This is a genomic window from Roseovarius sp. ZX-A-9 (assembly GCF_028369135.1).
In the GTDB taxonomy this organism is placed as follows: Bacteria; Pseudomonadota; Alphaproteobacteria; order Rhodobacterales; family Rhodobacteraceae; genus Roseovarius.
Window position 1 is genome coordinate 112,837 of record NZ_JAPWHW010000004.1, and the last position, 18,079, is coordinate 130,915.

Annotated in this window: 17 protein-coding genes; 3 read left to right on the plus strand and 14 right to left on the minus strand. The window is 62.3% G+C overall.

Translation table 11 applies throughout. The features are described from left to right. Nucleotides 1-148 precede the first annotated feature (148 nt). Both O3306_RS05565 and O3306_RS05570 read right to left on the minus strand, forming a co-directional pair. On the minus strand, nt 149-1,552 hold the full coding sequence (locus O3306_RS05565; protein WP_272004386.1) for an MATE family efflux transporter: 1,404 nt from the start codon (nt 1,550-1,552) through the stop codon (nt 149-151). 134 nt (nt 1,553-1,686) lie between these two features. Beyond that, nucleotides 1,687-2,910, minus strand: coding sequence for an acyl-CoA dehydrogenase (locus O3306_RS05570; RefSeq protein ID WP_272004388.1), 1,224 nt, complete (start codon nt 2,908-2,910; stop codon nt 1,687-1,689). A gap of 229 nt (nt 2,911-3,139) precedes the next feature. Between O3306_RS05570 and O3306_RS05575 the strand changes: the two genes are divergently transcribed. After that, complete coding sequence (locus O3306_RS05575) at nt 3,140-4,048, plus strand: LysR family transcriptional regulator (RefSeq protein ID WP_272004390.1); 909 nt, start codon at nt 3,140-3,142, stop codon at nt 4,046-4,048. A 21-nt stretch (nt 4,049-4,069) separates the two neighbouring features. Here O3306_RS05575 and phoB read toward each other — a convergent pair whose 3' ends face one another. The 10 genes from phoB to O3306_RS05625 all read right to left on the minus strand — a co-directional run bounded on the left by phoB (nt 4,070) and on the right by O3306_RS05625 (nt 13,299). Further along, nucleotides 4,070-4,777 carry a phosphate regulon transcriptional regulator PhoB gene (gene phoB, locus O3306_RS05580; protein WP_442969976.1) on the minus strand — a complete coding sequence of 236 codons (708 nt, stop codon included), beginning with the start codon at nt 4,775-4,777 and terminating at the stop codon, nt 4,070-4,072. Further along, a complete protein-coding gene (phoU, locus tag O3306_RS05585; RefSeq protein ID WP_272004392.1) occupies nt 4,774-5,487 on the minus strand; it encodes a phosphate signaling complex protein PhoU in 714 nt (237 codons plus the stop codon). Before phoU ends, phoB begins: the two co-directional genes overlap by 4 nt. Before the next feature lie 12 nt (nt 5,488-5,499). Beyond that, on the minus strand, nt 5,500-6,297 hold the full coding sequence (gene pstB, locus O3306_RS05590) for a phosphate ABC transporter ATP-binding protein PstB (RefSeq protein ID WP_272004394.1): 798 nt from the start codon (nt 6,295-6,297) through the stop codon (nt 5,500-5,502). Nucleotides 6,298-6,313: 16 nt separating this feature from the next. Further along, nucleotides 6,314-7,657 carry a phosphate ABC transporter permease PstA gene (gene pstA, locus O3306_RS05595; RefSeq protein ID WP_272004396.1) on the minus strand — a complete coding sequence of 448 codons (1,344 nt, stop codon included), beginning with the start codon at nt 7,655-7,657 and terminating at the stop codon, nt 6,314-6,316. Next, nucleotides 7,654-8,871 carry a phosphate ABC transporter permease subunit PstC gene (gene pstC, locus O3306_RS05600; RefSeq protein ID WP_272004398.1) on the minus strand — a complete coding sequence of 406 codons (1,218 nt, stop codon included), beginning with the start codon at nt 8,869-8,871 and terminating at the stop codon, nt 7,654-7,656. The genes pstA and pstC overlap by 4 nt, the downstream gene beginning before the upstream one ends. An 87-nt stretch (nt 8,872-8,958) precedes the next feature. Continuing rightward, nucleotides 8,959-9,996, minus strand: coding sequence for a substrate-binding domain-containing protein (locus O3306_RS05605; protein ID WP_272004400.1), 1,038 nt, complete (start codon nt 9,994-9,996; stop codon nt 8,959-8,961). A 176-nt stretch (nt 9,997-10,172) separates the two neighbouring features. After that, a complete protein-coding gene (locus tag O3306_RS05610; RefSeq protein WP_272004402.1) occupies nt 10,173-11,219 on the minus strand; it encodes a sensor histidine kinase in 1,047 nt (348 codons plus the stop codon). 8 nt (nt 11,220-11,227) lie between these two features. Continuing rightward, on the minus strand, nt 11,228-11,773 hold the full coding sequence (locus O3306_RS05615; RefSeq protein ID WP_272004404.1) for a gamma carbonic anhydrase family protein: 546 nt from the start codon (nt 11,771-11,773) through the stop codon (nt 11,228-11,230). Continuing rightward, entirely contained in the window at nt 11,770-12,411 is a 642-nt protein-coding gene (gmk, locus tag O3306_RS05620) for a guanylate kinase (RefSeq protein ID WP_272004406.1), read from the minus strand. Before gmk ends, O3306_RS05615 begins: the two co-directional genes overlap by 4 nt. Nucleotides 12,412-12,420: 9 nt before the next feature. After that, nucleotides 12,421-13,299 carry a YicC/YloC family endoribonuclease gene (locus O3306_RS05625; RefSeq protein WP_272004408.1) on the minus strand — a complete coding sequence of 293 codons (879 nt, stop codon included), beginning with the start codon at nt 13,297-13,299 and terminating at the stop codon, nt 12,421-12,423. Nucleotides 13,300-13,504: 205 nt separating this feature from the next. Here O3306_RS05625 and O3306_RS05630 point away from each other — a divergent pair, with 205 nt between their 5' ends. Continuing rightward, nucleotides 13,505-14,218 carry a PAS domain-containing protein gene (locus tag O3306_RS05630; RefSeq protein ID WP_272004410.1) on the plus strand — a complete coding sequence of 238 codons (714 nt, stop codon included), beginning with the start codon at nt 13,505-13,507 and terminating at the stop codon, nt 14,216-14,218. A 118-nt stretch (nt 14,219-14,336) separates the two neighbouring features. Here the strand turns inward: O3306_RS05630 and O3306_RS05635 are convergent, their stop codons facing one another. Next, nucleotides 14,337-15,704 carry a class II 3-deoxy-7-phosphoheptulonate synthase gene (locus O3306_RS05635; RefSeq protein ID WP_272004412.1) on the minus strand — a complete coding sequence of 456 codons (1,368 nt, stop codon included), beginning with the start codon at nt 15,702-15,704 and terminating at the stop codon, nt 14,337-14,339. A 173-nt stretch (nt 15,705-15,877) separates the two neighbouring features. Here O3306_RS05635 and O3306_RS05640 point away from each other — a divergent pair, with 173 nt between their 5' ends. After that, a complete protein-coding gene (locus O3306_RS05640; RefSeq protein ID WP_272004413.1) occupies nt 15,878-16,879 on the plus strand; it encodes a GlxA family transcriptional regulator in 1,002 nt (333 codons plus the stop codon). Nucleotides 16,880-16,935: 56 nt separating this feature from the next. Here O3306_RS05640 and O3306_RS05645 read toward each other — a convergent pair whose 3' ends face one another. Further along, nucleotides 16,936-18,039, minus strand: a complete 1,104-nt coding sequence (locus tag O3306_RS05645) for a PQQ-dependent sugar dehydrogenase (RefSeq protein WP_272004415.1) — start codon at nt 18,037-18,039, stop codon at nt 16,936-16,938. Nucleotides 18,040-18,079: the final 40 nt, after the last annotated feature.

Genomic DNA, 18,079 nt, shown 5'->3' on the forward strand with positions numbered 1-18,079 from the left:
TGTACGCGCTACCTGACGTGGGCGCTCATGCCGGTTGAGGGATGCGGCCTAAGCGCTGAGCTTTAAAGGCGCAATCACGATCATTGCATATCTATATATTAACATAATACTGATTATGCGACTTACACATACAGGATACAGGCCGGGCTCAGCGATGCCCTCGATTGCATACAACATGCATACGAAGGTCCTTGTGGCGAAAGCTCACCTTGCGTGGCCTGTCGGACGGATCGCCGATCAACCGCAGGCTCAGCCAGATCGCGATACCGGCAAAGATCACACCGCCCACCGCCTGTCCGATCAGAACTCCCGACGCACCCCACAGTGCGCCACCGGCCATGGCCAGTGGCCAGGTGCCCAAGGTGTGGCGCCCCCAGTTGATCCAGGTCGAATAGCTTGGATGCCCGAGATTGTTGAATGACGCGTTCGCGACAAAAATCGCACCGTTGAAGAACGTCGCCAGCGCGAGTGGCCCACAAAAGAGAAAGATCAGCATCCGCATCCCGCCTGTCGCGTCGAACAGGTCGGCAATCTGGGCGCGCAGCGCGAACAGCAACACAGACACGACAACCACGTAGAGACCGACAAAGATCAATCCGTCAAAGAACGCAGTGCGCACGCGGCCCATCTGCCCGGCCCCGAAATTCTGCCCGATGATCGGCCCCAAGGACCCCGAAAGCGCCAGCACGACGGCAAAGACCACGGGCGTCATCCGGTTGATCACCGCCAGCGCGGCAACAGCATCTGTGCCATGTTTGGCCATCTCGCGGGTGACGATCGCAACGCCAACGGGTGTCGCAATGGTAGCCAGAACCGCCGGCACCGCAATCTGCAACGCGACGCGAAAATCCCGCATCACGCATTGCGGACTGGGCAGCACGAAGGCCCCGTAGCGCCGGATCGCCGGATAAAACGCAGTCAGCATGGTTGCCAGCCGGGCCAGCACCGTTGCAATCGCTGCCCCGTCCAGCCCGAGCCCGAGGGAAAAGATCAGGATCGGGTCCAGCACCGCATTGACCCCGCCCCCGACCAGCGCGGGATACATCGCGCGGTTGCCATCGCCATAGGCGCGCAGCACGGCAACCGCCGTCATGCCCAGCCCCGACAGTGCCGTGGTCGGCAGAATGATCCAGAGATAGCGTTCGGCTGCCGCTGCAATCTCGCCTTCGGCACCGATGAGAGCCAGCAAGAAAGGTAGGTTCGGCAAAGCCACGAGCGGCACCAGCAACCCGACGATTGCCGCAAACACCGCTACGCTGGCGGCGAGTTCTCGGGCTCTGTCATCGGTTCGGCTTCCCAACGCGCGAGACACCAGCGCCCCGGCCGCAATTGACAGGCCGATATTGATCGCACTGGCAAAGAACATCACCGTGCTGGCATAGCCCGCCGCGGCCGCCAGCGCGTCCTGTCCGAGCATCGAGATAAAGAGAATGTCGATCAGATCTACGGCGAAAATCGCCATCAATCCTATGCTCGATGTCAGGGACATGACCGATACATGCCGCATCAGTGAGCCGGTCACGAAGCTGGGGTCAGAAGATGCGTGCGCCATTTTTGGATACCTGATCACGTTGCGGCTGGCGCGATTTGCGCCGAACCGGGATCAAGCATCTAGATGCCGAATGCACAAGTGCCACATATACGCAGGCACTGTGCATCATTGCACAGTGCCTGCGTTGATCGAGATCAGAAGAACGCCTGCAGCCCGGTCTGCGCCCGACCAAGGATCAGCGCATGCACGTCGTGGGTGCCTTCGTAGGTGTTCACCGTCTCAAGGTTCATCATGTGGCGGATGACCTGGAACTCTTCAGAGATGCCGTTGCCGCCATGCATGTCGCGGGACATCCGCGCGATATCCAGCGCCTTGCCGCAGTTGTTGCGCTTGATCAGGCTGATCATCTCGGGGGCTGCATTGGCCTCGTCCATCAAGCGCCCTACCCGCAACGCCGCTTGCAGGCCCAGCGTGATTTCGGTCTGCATGTTGGCCAGCTTCAACTGGAAAAGCTGCGTTTGTGCCAGCGGCTTGCGGAACTGGTGCCGGTCGAGCCCGTATTGCTGCGAGGCATGCCAGCAAAATTCGGCGGCCCCCATGACGCCCCAGGCGATACCATAGCGCGCGCGGTTCAGACAGCCGAACGGACCTTTCAGGCCTTGCACGTTGGGCAGCAAGGCATCCTCGCCCACTTCGACACCCTTCATCACGATCTCGCCGGTGACCGAGGCGCGCAGCGATTGCTTGCCAGTGATCTTGGGCGCGCTCAGCCCTTTCATGCCCTTTTCGAGCACGAAACCGCGAATCTTGCCGTCATGGGCGTCAGACTTGGCCCAGACCACGAACACATCAGCGATCGGGCTGTTGGAAATCCACATTTTCGACCCGGTGATCCGGTAGCCGCCATCGATCTTTTCGGCGCGGGTCTTCATCCCCGCAGGATCGCTGCCAGCATCCGGCTCAGTCAGGCCAAAGCAACCGATCAGCGTCCCGGCGGCGAGGCCCGGCAGGTATTTCTGCCGCTGCTCTTCCGAGCCGTAAGCATAGATCGGGTACATCACCAGGCTGGATTGCACCGACATCATCGAGCGATAACCGCTGTCCACACGCTCGATTTCGCGCGCGACCAGCCCGTAGCCCACATAGCCGCCGCCCAGCCCGCCATATTCCTCGGGGATGGTGGTGCCCAGCAGACCCATCTCGCCCATTTCGACGAACAGCTCGGGTGCCACGGTCTCTTCAGCATAGGCCTTGATCACACGCGGCTGAAGCTTTTCCTGCGCAAAGCTGCGGGCGCTTTCCGCGATCATCCGCTCGTCTTCTTCGAGTTGATCGTTAAGGCGGAACGGATCCTGCCAGTCAAAATTGCTAAGGTCGGGGGCGTCCTTGGCTTTGATCTTGGGGGCGTCGAGGCTCATGTCGGGTCCTTTCATGCGTTTTGCGCAAGATAAATCTGATCAAAGCGTTTCACCTGTAACTTGCGGCATCTGGCAAAAAATGAAGGGCGCACAAGGTTCGGAAGCTGCGCGCGCTTTGCCATGGCCGGGAATTCAGGCTTTTCGTGTAACGCTTTAGGTTGCTCTATACCCAGTTAGCAGGCAAAAGAATAGCGAGGTTTTGGCAAACACACATGAGGAAACCGCATAGATGCCCCTGCCCCGCCGCTTTCTGCCGTCCATCGCCAGCCTGCGTGCGATCGAGGCACTTGACCGGCTGGGCAGCGCCACCGCGGCGGCCGAGGCACTGGCGCTGAGCCAGAGCGCGGTCAGCCGCCAATTGCAGACATTGGAAGAACAACTGGGCGTATCGCTGATCCGGCGTGAAGGCCGCGGCATGTCTCTGACGCCGCAGGGCACGGACTATGCCGGTGAGATCCGCAGCGCCCTGGGCCAGATCGCCCAGGCCTCGATGAAGGCGGCGCTGAACCCCGCTGGCGGCAGTGTCAGCCTCGCGATCCTGCCCACCTTCGGCATGCGTTGGCTGGTCCCGCGCCTGCCGGATTTCGCGCGCGTCCATCCAGAAGTGACGATCAACCTGTCAACACGGTTCAAGGCGTTCAATTTCGCCGCCGAAGGCTTTGACGCTGCGATCCATTTCGGTCAGCGCGACTGGCCGGGCACCGATGCGATCCAGCTGCGCCCTGAAGCGGTGATCGCGGTTTGCGCCCCCGCACTCATCGCTGGCCGCGCCCCGGCTGATGCGCGCGATCTTCTGGCACTGCCGCTCTTGCATATCGAAACGAGGCCCGAAGCATGGCCTGCCTGGTTCGCGGCGCATGGAGTTGCGGCTCAGCGGGTTGCAGGCACCGTACATGATCAGTTCTCGACCATCACTCAGGCGGCGCTGCACGGGCTCGGCGTGGCGCTCTTGCCCGATTACCTGGCCGAGCAGGATCTGGCCACCGGGCGGCTGGTCACCGCCTGGGGCGGAGTGACCCCGTCGCCGGGGGCCTATTGGCTGGTCTGGCCCGAATCCAAGGCCGAGGACACGGCGCTGGTCAAGTTCCGGGACTGGATCTCGGGTCAGGTCGGCGAAGAGGATCTGCTGCCGCGATAAGGGGCAGCGCCTCAGTCGCCATCACCCCAAGGCATACCCTACCCCGCGCACGGTGCGCAGCGGATCATCGCCGCCATGCCGGCACAGCGCCTTGCGCAGGCGACCTATATGGACATCGACAGTGCGTGAGTCGACGTAGATATCACGCCCCCAGACCCGGTCCAGCAGCTGTTCGCGGCTCCACACCCGGCCCGGCTTTTCCATGAACGTGGCCATCAGCCGAAATTCGGTCGGCCCCAACTTGAGCGGCTGTTCCGCACGGATGACGCGGTGGGTTTCGGAATCCAAGACGATATCCCCGAATTCCAGCCGCTGGCCCACGGCGGCGGCACGGGTACGCCGCAACTGCGCGCGCACCCGCGCCATCAGTTCGACCACCGAATAAGGTTTCACAACGTAATCGTCCGCCCCGGTTTCCAGGCCGCGCACCCGGTCCACTTCTTCAGAGCGCGCTGAAAGCATGATGATCGGCACGCCGCGGGTTTCGGCCCGGGTCTTGAGCTGGCGACAGACTTCGATGCCCGATACCTTTGGCATCATCCAGTCCAGCACGATAACATCGGGCGACGTTTCCGCCGCCACCAGCAGCGCCTCTTCACCGTCTTCCGCCATCACCACCTGATAGCCGTCCGCCTCCAGATTGTAAGACAGCATCTGGCGTTGCGCGGCCTCGTCTTCGACCAGCAGAACGCAGGGGCGGTCGCGGTTCACTTCGCGCGCCCCGCTCATGGGATCAACCCCGCATCGGTCGATGTCCGGTCACCCTTGGGGCGGGCCTCGTCGGGCATCTCGCCGGTCACGAGGTAAATGACCTGCTCGGCGATGGAGGTGACATGATCGCCCATCCGCTCGGTATTCTTGGCAATGAAATGCAGATGCATGCACGAGGTGATACTGCGTGGATCCTCCAACATGAAGGTCAGGAGCTCGCGAAACAGTGCGTTGTACATCTGGTCCACATCGCGATCGCGCAGAATGATCTCGGCAGCCAGGTCCACGTCATGCTGGATGTAACTGTCGAGCGCGTCTTTCAACATCCGCTCGACCTCGCGGGCCATCCGGCGCAGCGCCGAGATTGATTCATCGACCGGGGCCAGCCCGGCCAGCACGCCGGTTCGTTTTGCCATGTTCTTGGCATAGTCGCCGATCCGCTCCAGATTGGCGCTGATCTTGATTACCGACAGGATCAGACGCAAGTCCCTGGCGGTGGGCGCGCGCAATGCGATGACGCGCGCGGCCTCTTCGTTGATCTGCAATTCCAGATTGTCGATTACCTTGTCGCGGCGGCGAACGGTTTCGGCCAGATCCGCGTCGCGCGTCTCCAGCGAGGTGGCGGCGTCGATGATCGCTTCTTCGACCAGCCCGCCCATCTTCATGATCTGCGCCTGGATCATCTCCAGATCGCGGTCAAAGGCCGAGGCGATATGCGTTTCCTGCATGGGTTTGGCTCCCTAGCCGATCCGCCCGGTGATGTAGGACTCGGTCCGTTCATCAACGGGGTTGGTGAATATCTGTCCGGTCTCGCCGAATTCGACGAGATGGCCAAGGTGAAAAAAAGCTGTCTTCTGGCTGACCCGGGCGGCTTGCTGCATCGAATGGGTCACAATGACCAACGAATAGCTGCGGCGCAACTCGTCGATCAGCTCTTCGATCTGCGCCGTCGCAATCGGGTCGAGCGCGGAACATGGCTCGTCCATCAGCAACACTTCGGGTTCTGTCGCCACGGCGCGCGCGATACACAGCCGCTGCTGCTGCCCACCCGAGAGGCCCGTGCCCGGCGCGTCCAGCCGGTCCTTGACCTCGTTCCAGATCGCCCCACGGCGCAGCGCGTTTTCCACGATCTCGTCCAGCTCGGCCTTGTTGCGGGCCAGCCCGTGAATGCGCGGCCCGTAGGCAACATTGTCGTAGATCGACTTGGGGAACGGGTTGGGTTTCTGAAACACCATGCCGACCCTTGCGCGCAACTGCACCGGGTCGATGCGCTTGTCGTAGATATCGACCCCGTCAAGGCGGATATCACCCGCGACCCGGCACACATCAATGGTATCGTTCATCCGGTTCAGGCAGCGCAGAAAGGTGGATTTGCCGCAACCCGACGGGCCGATAAAGGCAGTCACGGTCTTGTCGGCGATATCCACATCCACGTTCTTGATCGCGTGGGTATCACCGTAATGGACCTGCACGCCGCGGGCGGAAAACTTGATATCCGTCTGGTCCACGGTACTTTGGGGAATTTGCGCATCGTACATTGGGGCGTCCTCTCTTTTACCAGCGCTGTTCAAAGCGGCGGCGCAGAATGATGGCAATGATGTTCATGGCCAGAAGGAACACCATCAGGATGATGATGCCGCCCCAGGCGCGTTCGTAATAGGCCGGGTCAGCGCGTTTGGCCCATTCATAGATCTGTGCGGGCATGGCCGAATTCGGATCGAAAAAACCGGAGGCCAGCCCGCCCGGATAATTGGTCGCGACATAGCCCATCATCCCGATCAGCAACAACGGCGCGGTTTCGCCCAGGGCCTGCGCCAGACCGATGATCGTGCCCGTCAGGATACCCGGCATCGCCAGCGGCAGCACATGATGAAGGACCGATTGCATCCTCGACGCGCCCACTCCGAGGGCCGCGTCCCGGATCGACGGCGGCACAGATTTGAGCGAGGCGCGCGTGGCGATGATGATCGTCGGCAGCGTCATCAACGTCAGCACCAGACCGCCCACCAGCGGCGCCGATTGTGGCAGATGCGCGAACTGGATGAACACCGCCAGCCCGAGAATACCGTACACGATGGAAGGCACCGCCGCGAGGTTCGAGATATTGACCTCGATGAGATCCGTCAGCCGGTTCCTGGGGGCAAATTCCTCAAGATAGATCGAAGCGGCGACACTGATGGGCAGGCTGAGCCCCAGCACCACCAGCATCATGAAGAACGACCCCAGCATCGCCACCCCGATACCCGCCTGTTCGGGGCGGCTTTCACTGGCATCCGCGCCGAGGATGAAGCCGGTATTGAAGGTCTTGGCGATCACACCGGCATCGACCAGCGCATCGGCAAGGTCCAATTGCTCCACCGAGATGTTCTTGTCGCGCGCCACATCCTCGCGCGTCACCCGGCCCTTGATATAGCCGTCCACCCGGCTAGAGGCGAGCACGCGAAACGTTACAGTTGTTCCGATCTGGTCGGGGTTGGCGACCACGTAGTCACGAACTTGCGCCGGGGCAGAGGCCGAAATCAGGTGTTTCACATCCTTGGCGCGGGTCAGTGGCGTATCGATGCCGTGATCCTGAACCGCTTGCAACAATGCGGCCTGCACCAGTGGCGCATAGCCAAAGGTCGAAACCTTCTTGATATCCTCGATATCGCGGTTGCCCTTCTTGTCCAGCTTGGCCGGGTCCAGATGTACCGACAGGTGAATGAATGTCTGCTGAAAGGCCCCGGCCCCGTTCATCACGATCGCGCCGAGCAACCCTGCAAGGCAGATCAACCCGATGACGACCGCCGCCAGGCCGCAGGCGCGGAATCGTGCTTCGGCGGCATTGCGGCGTCGGGTGCGCGTGTCCGGCTGGATCAGCGAAGGGCGGGCAACGCTGCCATCATGCGTGTCGGTCATTCGTACTGCTCCCGGTATTTGCGCACGATGACGAGCGCGACAATGTTCAATGCCAGCGTGATGACAAACAGCGTCATGCCAAGTGCGAAGGCTACCAGCGCCTCGGGCGAGGCGAAATCGGCATCCCCGGTCAGCTGGCTGACGATCTTGGCGGTTACGGTGGTCATCGCGTCAAACGGGTTCAGGCTCAGCCGGGCCGCGGCCCCTGCCCCCAGCACGACGATCATCGTCTCGCCGATGGCGCGGCTCGCGGCCAGCAGGATCGCCCCCGCAATGCCCGGCAGGGCCGCTGGCAGAACGACCTGACGGATGGTTTCCGAGCGCGTCGCTCCCAGCCCGTATGACCCGTCGCGCAGTGCCTGGGGCACCGCATTGAGGATGTCATCGCTCAGCGAACTGACGAAGGGGATCAGCATCACCCCCATCACAAGGCCGGCCGTCATCACAGACATCCCCGCCTGCATCCAGCCCAGGCCGCCATCGCCAAAGACACGGGCCAGCAAGGGCCCCACCGTCAGCAGAGCAAAGAGGCCGTAAACGATTGTCGGAATACCGGCCAGCACTTCAAGCATCGGCTTGGCAACGCTGCGGACCCGGACCCCGGCATATTCAGACAGGTAGATCGCGGCGAACAGCCCGATCGGCACAGCCACGCCAAGTGCGATGATCGAAATGTAGAACGTCCCCCACAAGAGCGGGAGCACCGCCAGTTGGGACCCGCCGCCAAAGCTGGGCGACCATGTAGTACCAAAAAAGAAATCTCCGGCCGGATAGAGATGGAAAAACTCGACCGTGTTGAACACCAGCGACAGCACAATCCCGATGGTGATCAGGATCGCGATACTGGCGGCACCGATCAGCAGCGCCATGACCCCGGCCTCGATCACATTTCGGGCGCGAAAATCTCGCCGCGTGCGATGATATGCCAAGCCGCATCCGAGCAGCATCAGGCCGAGTATTGCTATCGTCCCGATCAGGTTGCCGGTGGCGGCGCGCGCATGGTCCAGCACCAGTGGCTGGAGTATCAGCCAGACCACTAACAGGCCAAGCGCGGGCAAGAGCCCCGCAAGCGCGACATGCGCGCCATAATAGCCGGGCCGCGAATGCAGGTTTCGCGGGTCCCCGCCGGCACTGCGCATCGCCCGCGCCTGCCCGGCAAAGTAGCCGATCACGGCGAGTGTCAGAAGGATTGATATAAGCCAGGAAACCGGCATGGGTGCTCCGTGGGATCAATTACGCAAAGCTTGGGAAAAGGACGAGAATGGCGGGCGCTCCCGCCATTCTCGAGAACCACTTGGGGATCACATCCCGTTCATGGTGCTTTGGTTGGCCACAACAGCTTGGGTTGCCTCCAGATCGGGGTCGGCGACCAGACCATATTGTGCCAGCGGGCCGTCAGGACCTGCGATTTCGTCCGCGACAAAGAACGCGGCGAACTCGGCGAGGCCCGGAACCACATCGAGATGTGCCTTCTTGATGTAGAAGTAGAGCGGGCGCGACACCGGATAGTCCCCGGTCGAGATCGTCTCGGTCGTGGGTGCAACACCCCCCATGGTCGCAACTTGCAACCGGTCAGTGTTGTTCTCGTAGAAAGCCAGACCAAAGACACCGATACCGGCCTTGTTGGCGTCAACACGGGCCAGCGTTTCGGTGTAGTCACCGTCGATATCAACAGCACGGCCATCGGTACGCAGCGCGATGCAGGCATGCTTTGCGGCCTTCTTGTCGCCGTCCAACGCCGCCTTGAATGTGTCGAAGTCGCCCGTCTCTTTACAGCCAGCGAGGATCACCTTGTCCTCGAATACTTCGCGCGTGCCGTGCTTGGTGCCGGGCACATAGGCCTGGATTTCCTGCGCGGGCAAAGCCGGGTCGATCTCGTTCCACATGGTATAGGGGTTGTCCACCGTGGCGCCGTCCACGACGAGCTTGTCAGACATGGCCTTGTACCAGTGCGTCGGCGTGAATTCGAAGGCGTTGCCGTTGATGTCCGAAGCGAACACGATGCCGTCATAGCCAAAGCGTACTTCGATGATGTCGGTCACACCGTTTTCGGCGCAAACCTTGAGCTCGCGCTCGCGGATCGCCCGGCTGGCATTCGCGATGTCGATGGTATTCTCGCCCAGGCCTTCGCAGAACCGCTTGAGGCCCGCAGAGGATCCACCCGATTCAATTACCGGCGTAGGAAAGTCAAAGTTTTCGCCAAATGCTTCGGCGACGATCGACGCGTAAGGCAGCACCGTCGACGAACCGGCAACCTGGATATTGTCGCGGGCCTCGGCGGCACCCGCGGTGACGGCCGCGATGGCCAGTGCCGATGCGGACAGTTTCAAAAGGGACATTTCGCAGCTCCTGTTTTCGGTCTTGGCCGCCACCTGTGCGGCGACCTCACGGGTGCTGCCTAAGGGCGTTGTGCTGCGCTTTTGTTACGGTTTTGTAACGCTTTCATGACAAAGACGCCTTCCGTCACGACAATCCAGCGACGCGATGGGCTGACACATACGCGCCGCGCGCCGCCTCAGCCTTGCCCAAGAGGCAGCAACAGCTTGAATGTGCTGCCTTTTCCCAGGTCGCTGTCTATCTGCAACCGGCCGCGATGGCGATTGACGATATGTTTCACGATCGCCAGTCCCAGGCCGGTGCCGCCCATTTCGCGGCTGCGATGGCTGTCCACCCGGTAGAATCGCTCGGTCAGGCGCGGGATATGCAACGGATCAATCCCCGGCCCCTGATCCGCCACCGCCACCACCGCCGCTGCGCCACGCAACGCCGGTTCATGGTCCGAAAGCTGCAGGGTCACGTCGATGCGCCCGCCCGCGCCACCATATTTCAGCGCATTTTCCAGCAGATTGGTAAAGACCTGCCGCAGTTGGTCGGGATCACCCGGAACGCAGACGGCCTCATTGGCCAGATCGCGTACCACCTCGACCCCTGCGCTGTCGGTCAGCGGGCGCAGGGCATCACAGACCGAAGTCAACAGCGCCCCCAGATCGACCATGTCCGCAGGACGGACGCGTTCTTGCCCCTCGACCCGGCTGAGCGACAGTAGATCGCGCACCAGCCGTTCCATCCGGCTGGCCTCGTGATGCATCGTGGCAAGGAAGCGTTCATGCGCAACCGCATCGCCCTTTGCCGGGCCTTGCAGGGTCTCGATGAAGCCCAGCAGCGCTGTCAGAGGCGTGCGCAGCTCGTGGCTGACATTGGCGACGAAATCGCGGCGCATCTGGTCGGTCTGCTCCAGATGGGTGATATCCTCGAAACAGACCAGCGCGGCGGCTTCGCCCGCATGCTGCACGTGGCTTGCCGTGACGATGAAGGTGGTGTCCTGCGCGCCGTCGCTGCCAAGGTAGCGCGTGGTGCGCTGGCCCTCATCGTTTAGCGCACCCTCAATGGCATCCAGAACATTGGGCTGGCGCAGGACAGTGATGTAGTGCCGTCCCGTTATCGCCTCGCCCAGCAGAGCGCGCGCGCGACTGTTGGCGCCCACGACCCATTGCGATGTGCCGATCAGCAGTGCAGGCATCGGGATCGCCTGCAAAAGCGCGCTGAGCCCCTCGGGCTGCATCCGCGCCCCTAGCCGCGCAAAGGTACGGCGACGGGGATCAGACCGGCGCGGAACCGGCGCATGTTTTCCTGATAATGCAGCGCGCTCGCCTTCAGCCCGGCAATCGCCTTGTCGTCCAGCTGGCGGACCACCTTGCCGGGGCTGCCCATCACCAGGCTGCCATCCGGAATGGTCTTGCCTTCGGTAATCAGCGCGCCAGCCCCGATCAGGCAATTGTCGCCGATGGTCGCACCGTTCAGCACGGTCGCGCCCATGCCGATCAGGGAATTGTTGCCAATGGTGCAACCATGCAGCATCGCCTTGTGCCCGATGGTGCAGCCCGTGCCGATGGTCAGCGGATAGCCGATATCGGTGTGCATTACCGTGCTTTCCTGCACATTCGTGCCCTCGCCCACGGTGATCAACTCGTTATCGCCCCGCAGCGTCGCGCCGAACCAAACCGATGTGCCGCTCTCCAGCCTGACATATCCGATCACATTGGCGTCGGGCGCCACCCAGAAATCGCCGTCATCGGGTGTGCTGGGTTCAACTCCGTCCAGAGTATAAAGGGTCATTTGCGGTCCTCGAATTCACGTTGCAGCTTGCGCACATGATGCGTCAGGCCGGGCTGCTGGATACGGCGCAGCCGCGCCGCCGAGATGATCTGTTTCAATTGCGCGTCAGTCGCGTCCAGATCGTCATTGATCAGAACATAATCATACTCGGCCCAGTGGCTGATTTCATCCCAGCTTTTCTGCATACGCTTGGTGATCACCTCGGCGCTGTCCTGACCGCGCGCCTCCAGCCTGCGGTGCAATTCGGGGATGGAGGGGGGCAGGATGAAAATCGACAGCGTATGCTTGCCCAGATCAGAGTTCTGAATCTGCTGCGCGCCCTGCCAGTCGATGTCGAACAGCACGTCGCGCCCGGCATCTATTGCCGCCTCCACCGGCGCCTTGGGAGAGCCGTAGAAATTGCCGAACACATGCGCGTGCTCCAGCATCTGGCCATTCGCCACGTCGTGACGGAATGCCTCTTCGCTCAGGAAATGGTAATGTTTCCCGTCCACTTCGCCCTCGCGCGGTGCGCGGGTGGTGGCCGAGACCGAGAAACTCAGGCTCTCGTCCCATTCCAGCAGCCGCCGCGAAAGGGTGGATTTTCCCGCGCCCGAGGGCGACGAGAGGATGATCAGTAGGCCACGCCGCTGGGTCATATGTCGTCCCTATTCCACATTCTGCACTTGCTCACGCATCTGGTCGATCACCGCCTTGAGCGCAAGGCCGATGCTGGTAAGCCCGCTTGATTGCGCCTTGGAACACAGCGTGTTGGCTTCGCGGTTGAATTCCTGCATCAGGAAATCAAGCTTGCGGCCCACCGCGCCGTCCTGCGCCAGCAGATCACGCGCGGCGGTCACATGGGTGCGCAGGCGGTCAATCTCCTCGGTCACGTCCGACTTGACGGCGATCATCGCCAGTTCCTGCGTCAGCCGCGCCTCGTCCACCCCGTCGGCATTGTCCAGCACCCGCGCCAGCGACGCGCGCAGCGCGGCGGCCATGTCGTCGCGACGCGCTTCGGCGGCCAGTGCCGCCTCGTCCGTCAGGCGTGACACCTCGTCCAGCTGGGCCTCCAGAACGCCGTGCAGCGCCTTGCCTTCGGCGGCGCGCATGGCCTGAAACGCCGCCAGCACAGCATCGAAATCCGCCATCAGCGCCTTGGACAGTTCCGCAGTATCCTGCTCGGCGCTGGCCGTCTCCAGCACGCCGCGCACGGACAACACATCGCCCGGGCGCGCAGGCGCCAGCGACAGGCCCTGCGCCATCGCTCGCGCCTCGACCTCGGCCATCGCCGCCAGCACGTCATCCAGTTGCGCCGTGTTCACCCGCAGCCGTCCACCCTGTTCTTCGGCCTGCACCCGCAGGCCCAGCGAGACATTGCCGCGCGCCAGTGCCTTGGTCAGCCGCGCGCGCAGCCCCGCCTCCAGCCCTTCGATCCAATCGGGAACGCGCAGGCGCAGATCCAGCCCCTTGCCGTTCACGCTGCGCAACTCCCAGACCCAAGCGTAACCCGCATGCGCTCCGCGCTCCGAGGCAAAACCTGTCATTGATATCAGCAAGAACTGCCCTCCAGAAGCTGCGAAGTCATGTCGTGCCCCGTGTCCTAAGCGGTTGCTCCTTCATAGGCAAGCATCCGCCCCTCAAGGACCCACAGGATCGACAGGTTAACTATTTGCATGGAATTTTAGATAAAATCATGTCGATTTATGAGATACTTTGCGAAGCGCCCGGTACCCGCTCTGGTCCGGGCAGATGAGCGAGGTTGATGAAATGTCCGACGAGCCCCGGAACGAAAACCCTGATACGATAGGTCTTCGCCGCCTTGCAGGGAACATCGCGGGCGCCAAGGACGCGAAGGCGCTGAAGGCTTTCGTCGGCTACTGGCAGCAGCTTCGTGTCAATGGAAGGGTGCCGCGCCGCGCGGATATTGACCCGCGCGGGATCGAGCCGCTCTTGTCCAATGCCTTTATCGTCGAGCGGATCGCGCCGGGTCTGGCGCGTCTGCGCGTGGCCGGCGTGCATCTGTCGGATCTGCTGGGAATGGAGGTGCGCGGCATGCCGATTAGCGCGTTTTTCAACGCCGGTCATCGCGACGCGCTGGCTCGACATCTGGTTCAGGTGTTTGACTCGCCCGCAACCATGAATCTGTCGCTCCGGTCCGAAGGGGGCCACGGCGAAGCTGCGCTCACCGGGACGATGCTGTTGCTGCCGCTGACCAGCGACCTCGGCGATATCTCGCGCGCCCTGGGTTGCCTCGTCACCAACGGCACGGCCCTGCGCCCGCCGCGCCGGTTCGAGATCACCGGCAGCCAGATCGTCCCGCTCGACGTGACCGGGCCGGCGCCGACGGCAGGCGCGGTGCCAAAGGCCGCCAGAGGCTTTGCAGAAACGAAAGCCCCCTTCACGCCGAAATCCCGTTCCGAACGCCCATATCTGCGCCTCGTTCATTCGCAACCCGATGAATGACTCTCGGGCAGGTCCCGCTCCGAAACCAGAAAGGCCGGGCTAAAACCCGGCCTTTCCATTGAGAACTGGTTTCCGAAATTGCCGCAAGCCGAGCTTTCGCCCGGCACATGCCATCCGATCAGATCGCTTCGGCTGGCCGCTCGGCGCGCAGGCTCGAAAGCTCTTCGGCCACGAGGAACGCCAGTTCCAGCGACTGCGACGCATTGAGGCGCGGATCGCAGGCGGTGTGATAGCGTGCGCTCAGATCCTGATCGCTGACCGCGCGGACACCGCCGGTGCATTCGGTCACGTCCTGGCCTGTCATCTCGAAATGCACGCCGCCGGGGATCGTGCCCTCGGCCTTGTGAACGGCAAAGAATTCACGCACCTCGCGCAAGACGGATTCAAAGGGCCGGGTTTTGTAGCCGGACTCCGACTTGATCGTGTTGCCATGCATCGGATCACAGACCCAGACCACCTTGGCGCCCTCTTCCTTCACCGTGCGAATGAGACGTGGCAAATGCTCGTTCACGTTACCCGCGCCAAAGCGTGCAATCAGCGACAGGCGCCCCGCCTCGTTTTTCGGGTTGAGACGCGCCATCAGCAGCTTGAGATCCTCGGCCGTCATCGACGGGCCGCATTTCAGGCCAATCGGGTTCAGCACGCCGCGTGCGAATTCCACATGCGCGCCATCCGGCTGCCGCGTGCGGTCGCCGATCCAGATCATGTGGCCCGATCCTGCCAGCCAATTGCCCGACGTGCTGTCAAGCCGCGTCAGCGCCTCTTCATATTCCAGCAACAGCGATTCGTGGCTGGTGTAGAAATCCACAGTTTGCAGCGCTTCGGTATTGTCGCTGTTCAGACCTGCCGCCTTCATGAAATCCAGCGCATCGCTGATCCGGTTCGCCATGTCTCGGTAGCGCGCGGCCTTTTCGCCCTCGGTAAATCCAAGCGTCCAGCTGTGTACCTTGTGCATGTCCGCATAGCCGCCCTTGGAAAAGGCGCGCAGCAGGTTGAGGGTCGCCGCTGCCTGAGTGTAGGCCTGCAGCATCTTCGTGGGATCAGGCGTGCGCGATGCCTCGCTGAAGGACAACTCGTTGATGATGTCGCCACGGTAGCTGGGCAGTTCCACTCCGTTCACCGTTTCGGTCGGCGCGCTGCGCGGCTTGGCAAACTGGCCGGCCATGCGGCCCACCTTGACCACCGGCACCTTGGCCCCGAAGGTCAGGACCATGGCCATCTGCAGCATCACCTTGAACGTGTCGCGGATCGCATCGGCGCTGAACTGATCAAAGGCTTCGGCACAATCCCCACCTTGCAGCAGAAACGCCTCGCCCCGCGACGCGGCGCCCAGCTCTGCCTTCAGGCGGCGCGCCTCGCCGGCAAAAACCAGCGGCGGAAACTTCGACAGCTTGGCCTCGACATCGGCCAGAGCGCCAGTGTCGGTATAGACCGGCATCTGAACCCGCGGCTTGGTGCGCCAGGTGGTTTTTTGCCATTCTGTCATGGTCGTGATCTCCGCTGATCGTGTTTATGAAATGCTTCTTTAGCAAAGCCACATCTGATAGGCCATATGGGGACCGTGCGAATTAAGTCAAATTCGCCGCCGAAGCCTTGTGTTCCACGGCACAATCGTGGATCACCGATGCGGTGCAAACTCGGACTTGGGAGTGATATCCGATGCTCGACGAAGTGGCAAAAGGACAGGTCGGCGGGCAAGAGCCTCCGCGCCGTTTCGTTTTCGTGCTGGTTGATAATTTCACGCTGCTCAGTTTTGCCTCTGCCGTCGAATGCCTGCGGATCGCCAACCGGATGGCCGAGCGCAAGCTCTACACTTGGATCGTCGCAGGCGATTCCGACGATACGGTTGCCTGTTCCGCGGGTGCGCGCTTTCAGGTCGATATCAACCTCGACGAGCTTTTGCGCGACGACACCGTGATCGTCTGCGGCGGTGCCGACATCCAGCAGGCGACCAGCAAACGCCTGCTCAACTGGCTGCGGCGAGAGGCCCGGCGCGGCCTCAAGATCGGCGGGCTGTGCACCGCGTCCTACGTCCTGGCCAAGGCGGGGCTGCTGGACGGCAAGCGCGCCACGATCCACTGGGAAAACCACGACAGCTTTGCCGAAGAGTTCGAAGAGGTCGACCTGACGAAATCCGTCTTTACCGTAGATGGCAACCGCATGACCACGGCGGGCGGCACCTCTTCCATCGACCTGATGCTAAAGCTGATCGCGGACGAGCACGGCGAAAAACTGGCCAGCGCGGTCGCCGATCAACTGATCTACAGCTCGATCCGTACCGATCAGGACACACAGCGCCTGTCGGTCCCCACCCGCATCGGCGTGCGCCACCCAAAGCTGAGCCAGGTCATCCAGATGATGGAAGCCAATATCGAGGAACCGATCAGCCCCTCGATTCTGGCCCGCGAGGCAGGCATGTCCACGCGCCAGCTCGAGCGGCTGTTTCGCCGCTACCTCAGCCGGTCGCCAAAACGCTATTACATGGAATTGCGGCTGCAAAAGGCCCGCAACCTGCTGATGCAGACCGACATGACCGTGATCAATGTGGCCTTGGCCTGTGGGTTCTCGTCACCTTCGCATTTTTCCAAATGCTACCGCGCGCATTACGACACGACGCCCTACCGCGAACGCGGCGCGCACGCCTCGCGTCTGTCGGTCTGATCTTCGCAAACATCACGCAACCCGATTCAGCAGGCGCAGAGCTGTTGATGCATGGCCTACGGCGATAGCCGGTAAAGCGCGCCCTGCCCTGCGGACAGCACCCAGATCGTGCCATCCGGGGCTTCGCGAATATCGCGGGTGCGGGCGGTTTCGGGGCCTTTGATCCGTTCGCGCAGCGCCAATGGCTCACCCGATAGGCGCGCCACATGACCGAATTTCAGCGATCCGACAAAGAAATGCCCTGCCCACTCCGGCCATAGCCGCCCGGAATAGATCATCAATCCAGACGGCGCGATCGACGGGTCCCAATAGAATGCCGGCTGCTCTATGCCCGGTTTCGTAGTGCCCTCGCCGATTTTCAGGCCCGAGTAATGCCGTCCGTAGGAAATGACCGGCCAGCCGAAATTGGCGCCCTTGCGGATGAGGTTCACCTCGTCACCGCCCTTGGCCCCATGTTCGCTGACCCAGAGCTGGCCCCGACGATCCAGTGCCGCACCTTGCGGATTGCGGTGCCCGTAAGACCAGATCGCGGGCCGTGCGCCCGGTTTGCCCACAAAGGGATTGTCACGCGGCACGCTGCCGTCGCGCGCGATCCGCAGGACCGAGCCGTTCTCCCGCCCCAGATCCTGCGCCGAAGGCCGGTCGCCGCGCTCGCCCATCGTGACAAAAAGCGTGCCGTCGCGCGCCTCAACCAGACGCGACCCGAAATGCTGGCCACCGCGGCTGCCCTCGGTCATCTCGAAAATCACGCGCCAGTCGGTCAGTTGTCGCGCGTCGGCGCTCAGCCGGGCCGTGGCAACGGCGGTGCCCGATCCGCCTGCCGGCTGCGCCAATGCCTGCGTGAAAAATAGCTGTCGGCTCTGCGCGAAATCACGCGGCACCAGAATATCGAGCAGACCGCCCTGCCCGTTCACATCCACCGGCCCGACACCGTCAACGGCGCGCCGTTCTCCATCCGGACCCACATGCCAAAGCCGACCGGATTTTTCAGTGATCAACACCGCGCCATCGGGCAGGAACCCGAAGGCCCACGGCGATTTCAACCCGCTTACGACCGTCTCGACCGTGAGGCGGCCTGCGCTGCTGTCCAGCGCGGCCAGTGGCGCGGTCAGGCAGAGCAGGAATGCCGGGACGAATAACAGCGTTCTCAGGCAGTGCATATGCCGCCCTCCTGATAGGATCACGACTAAATATGTGGCC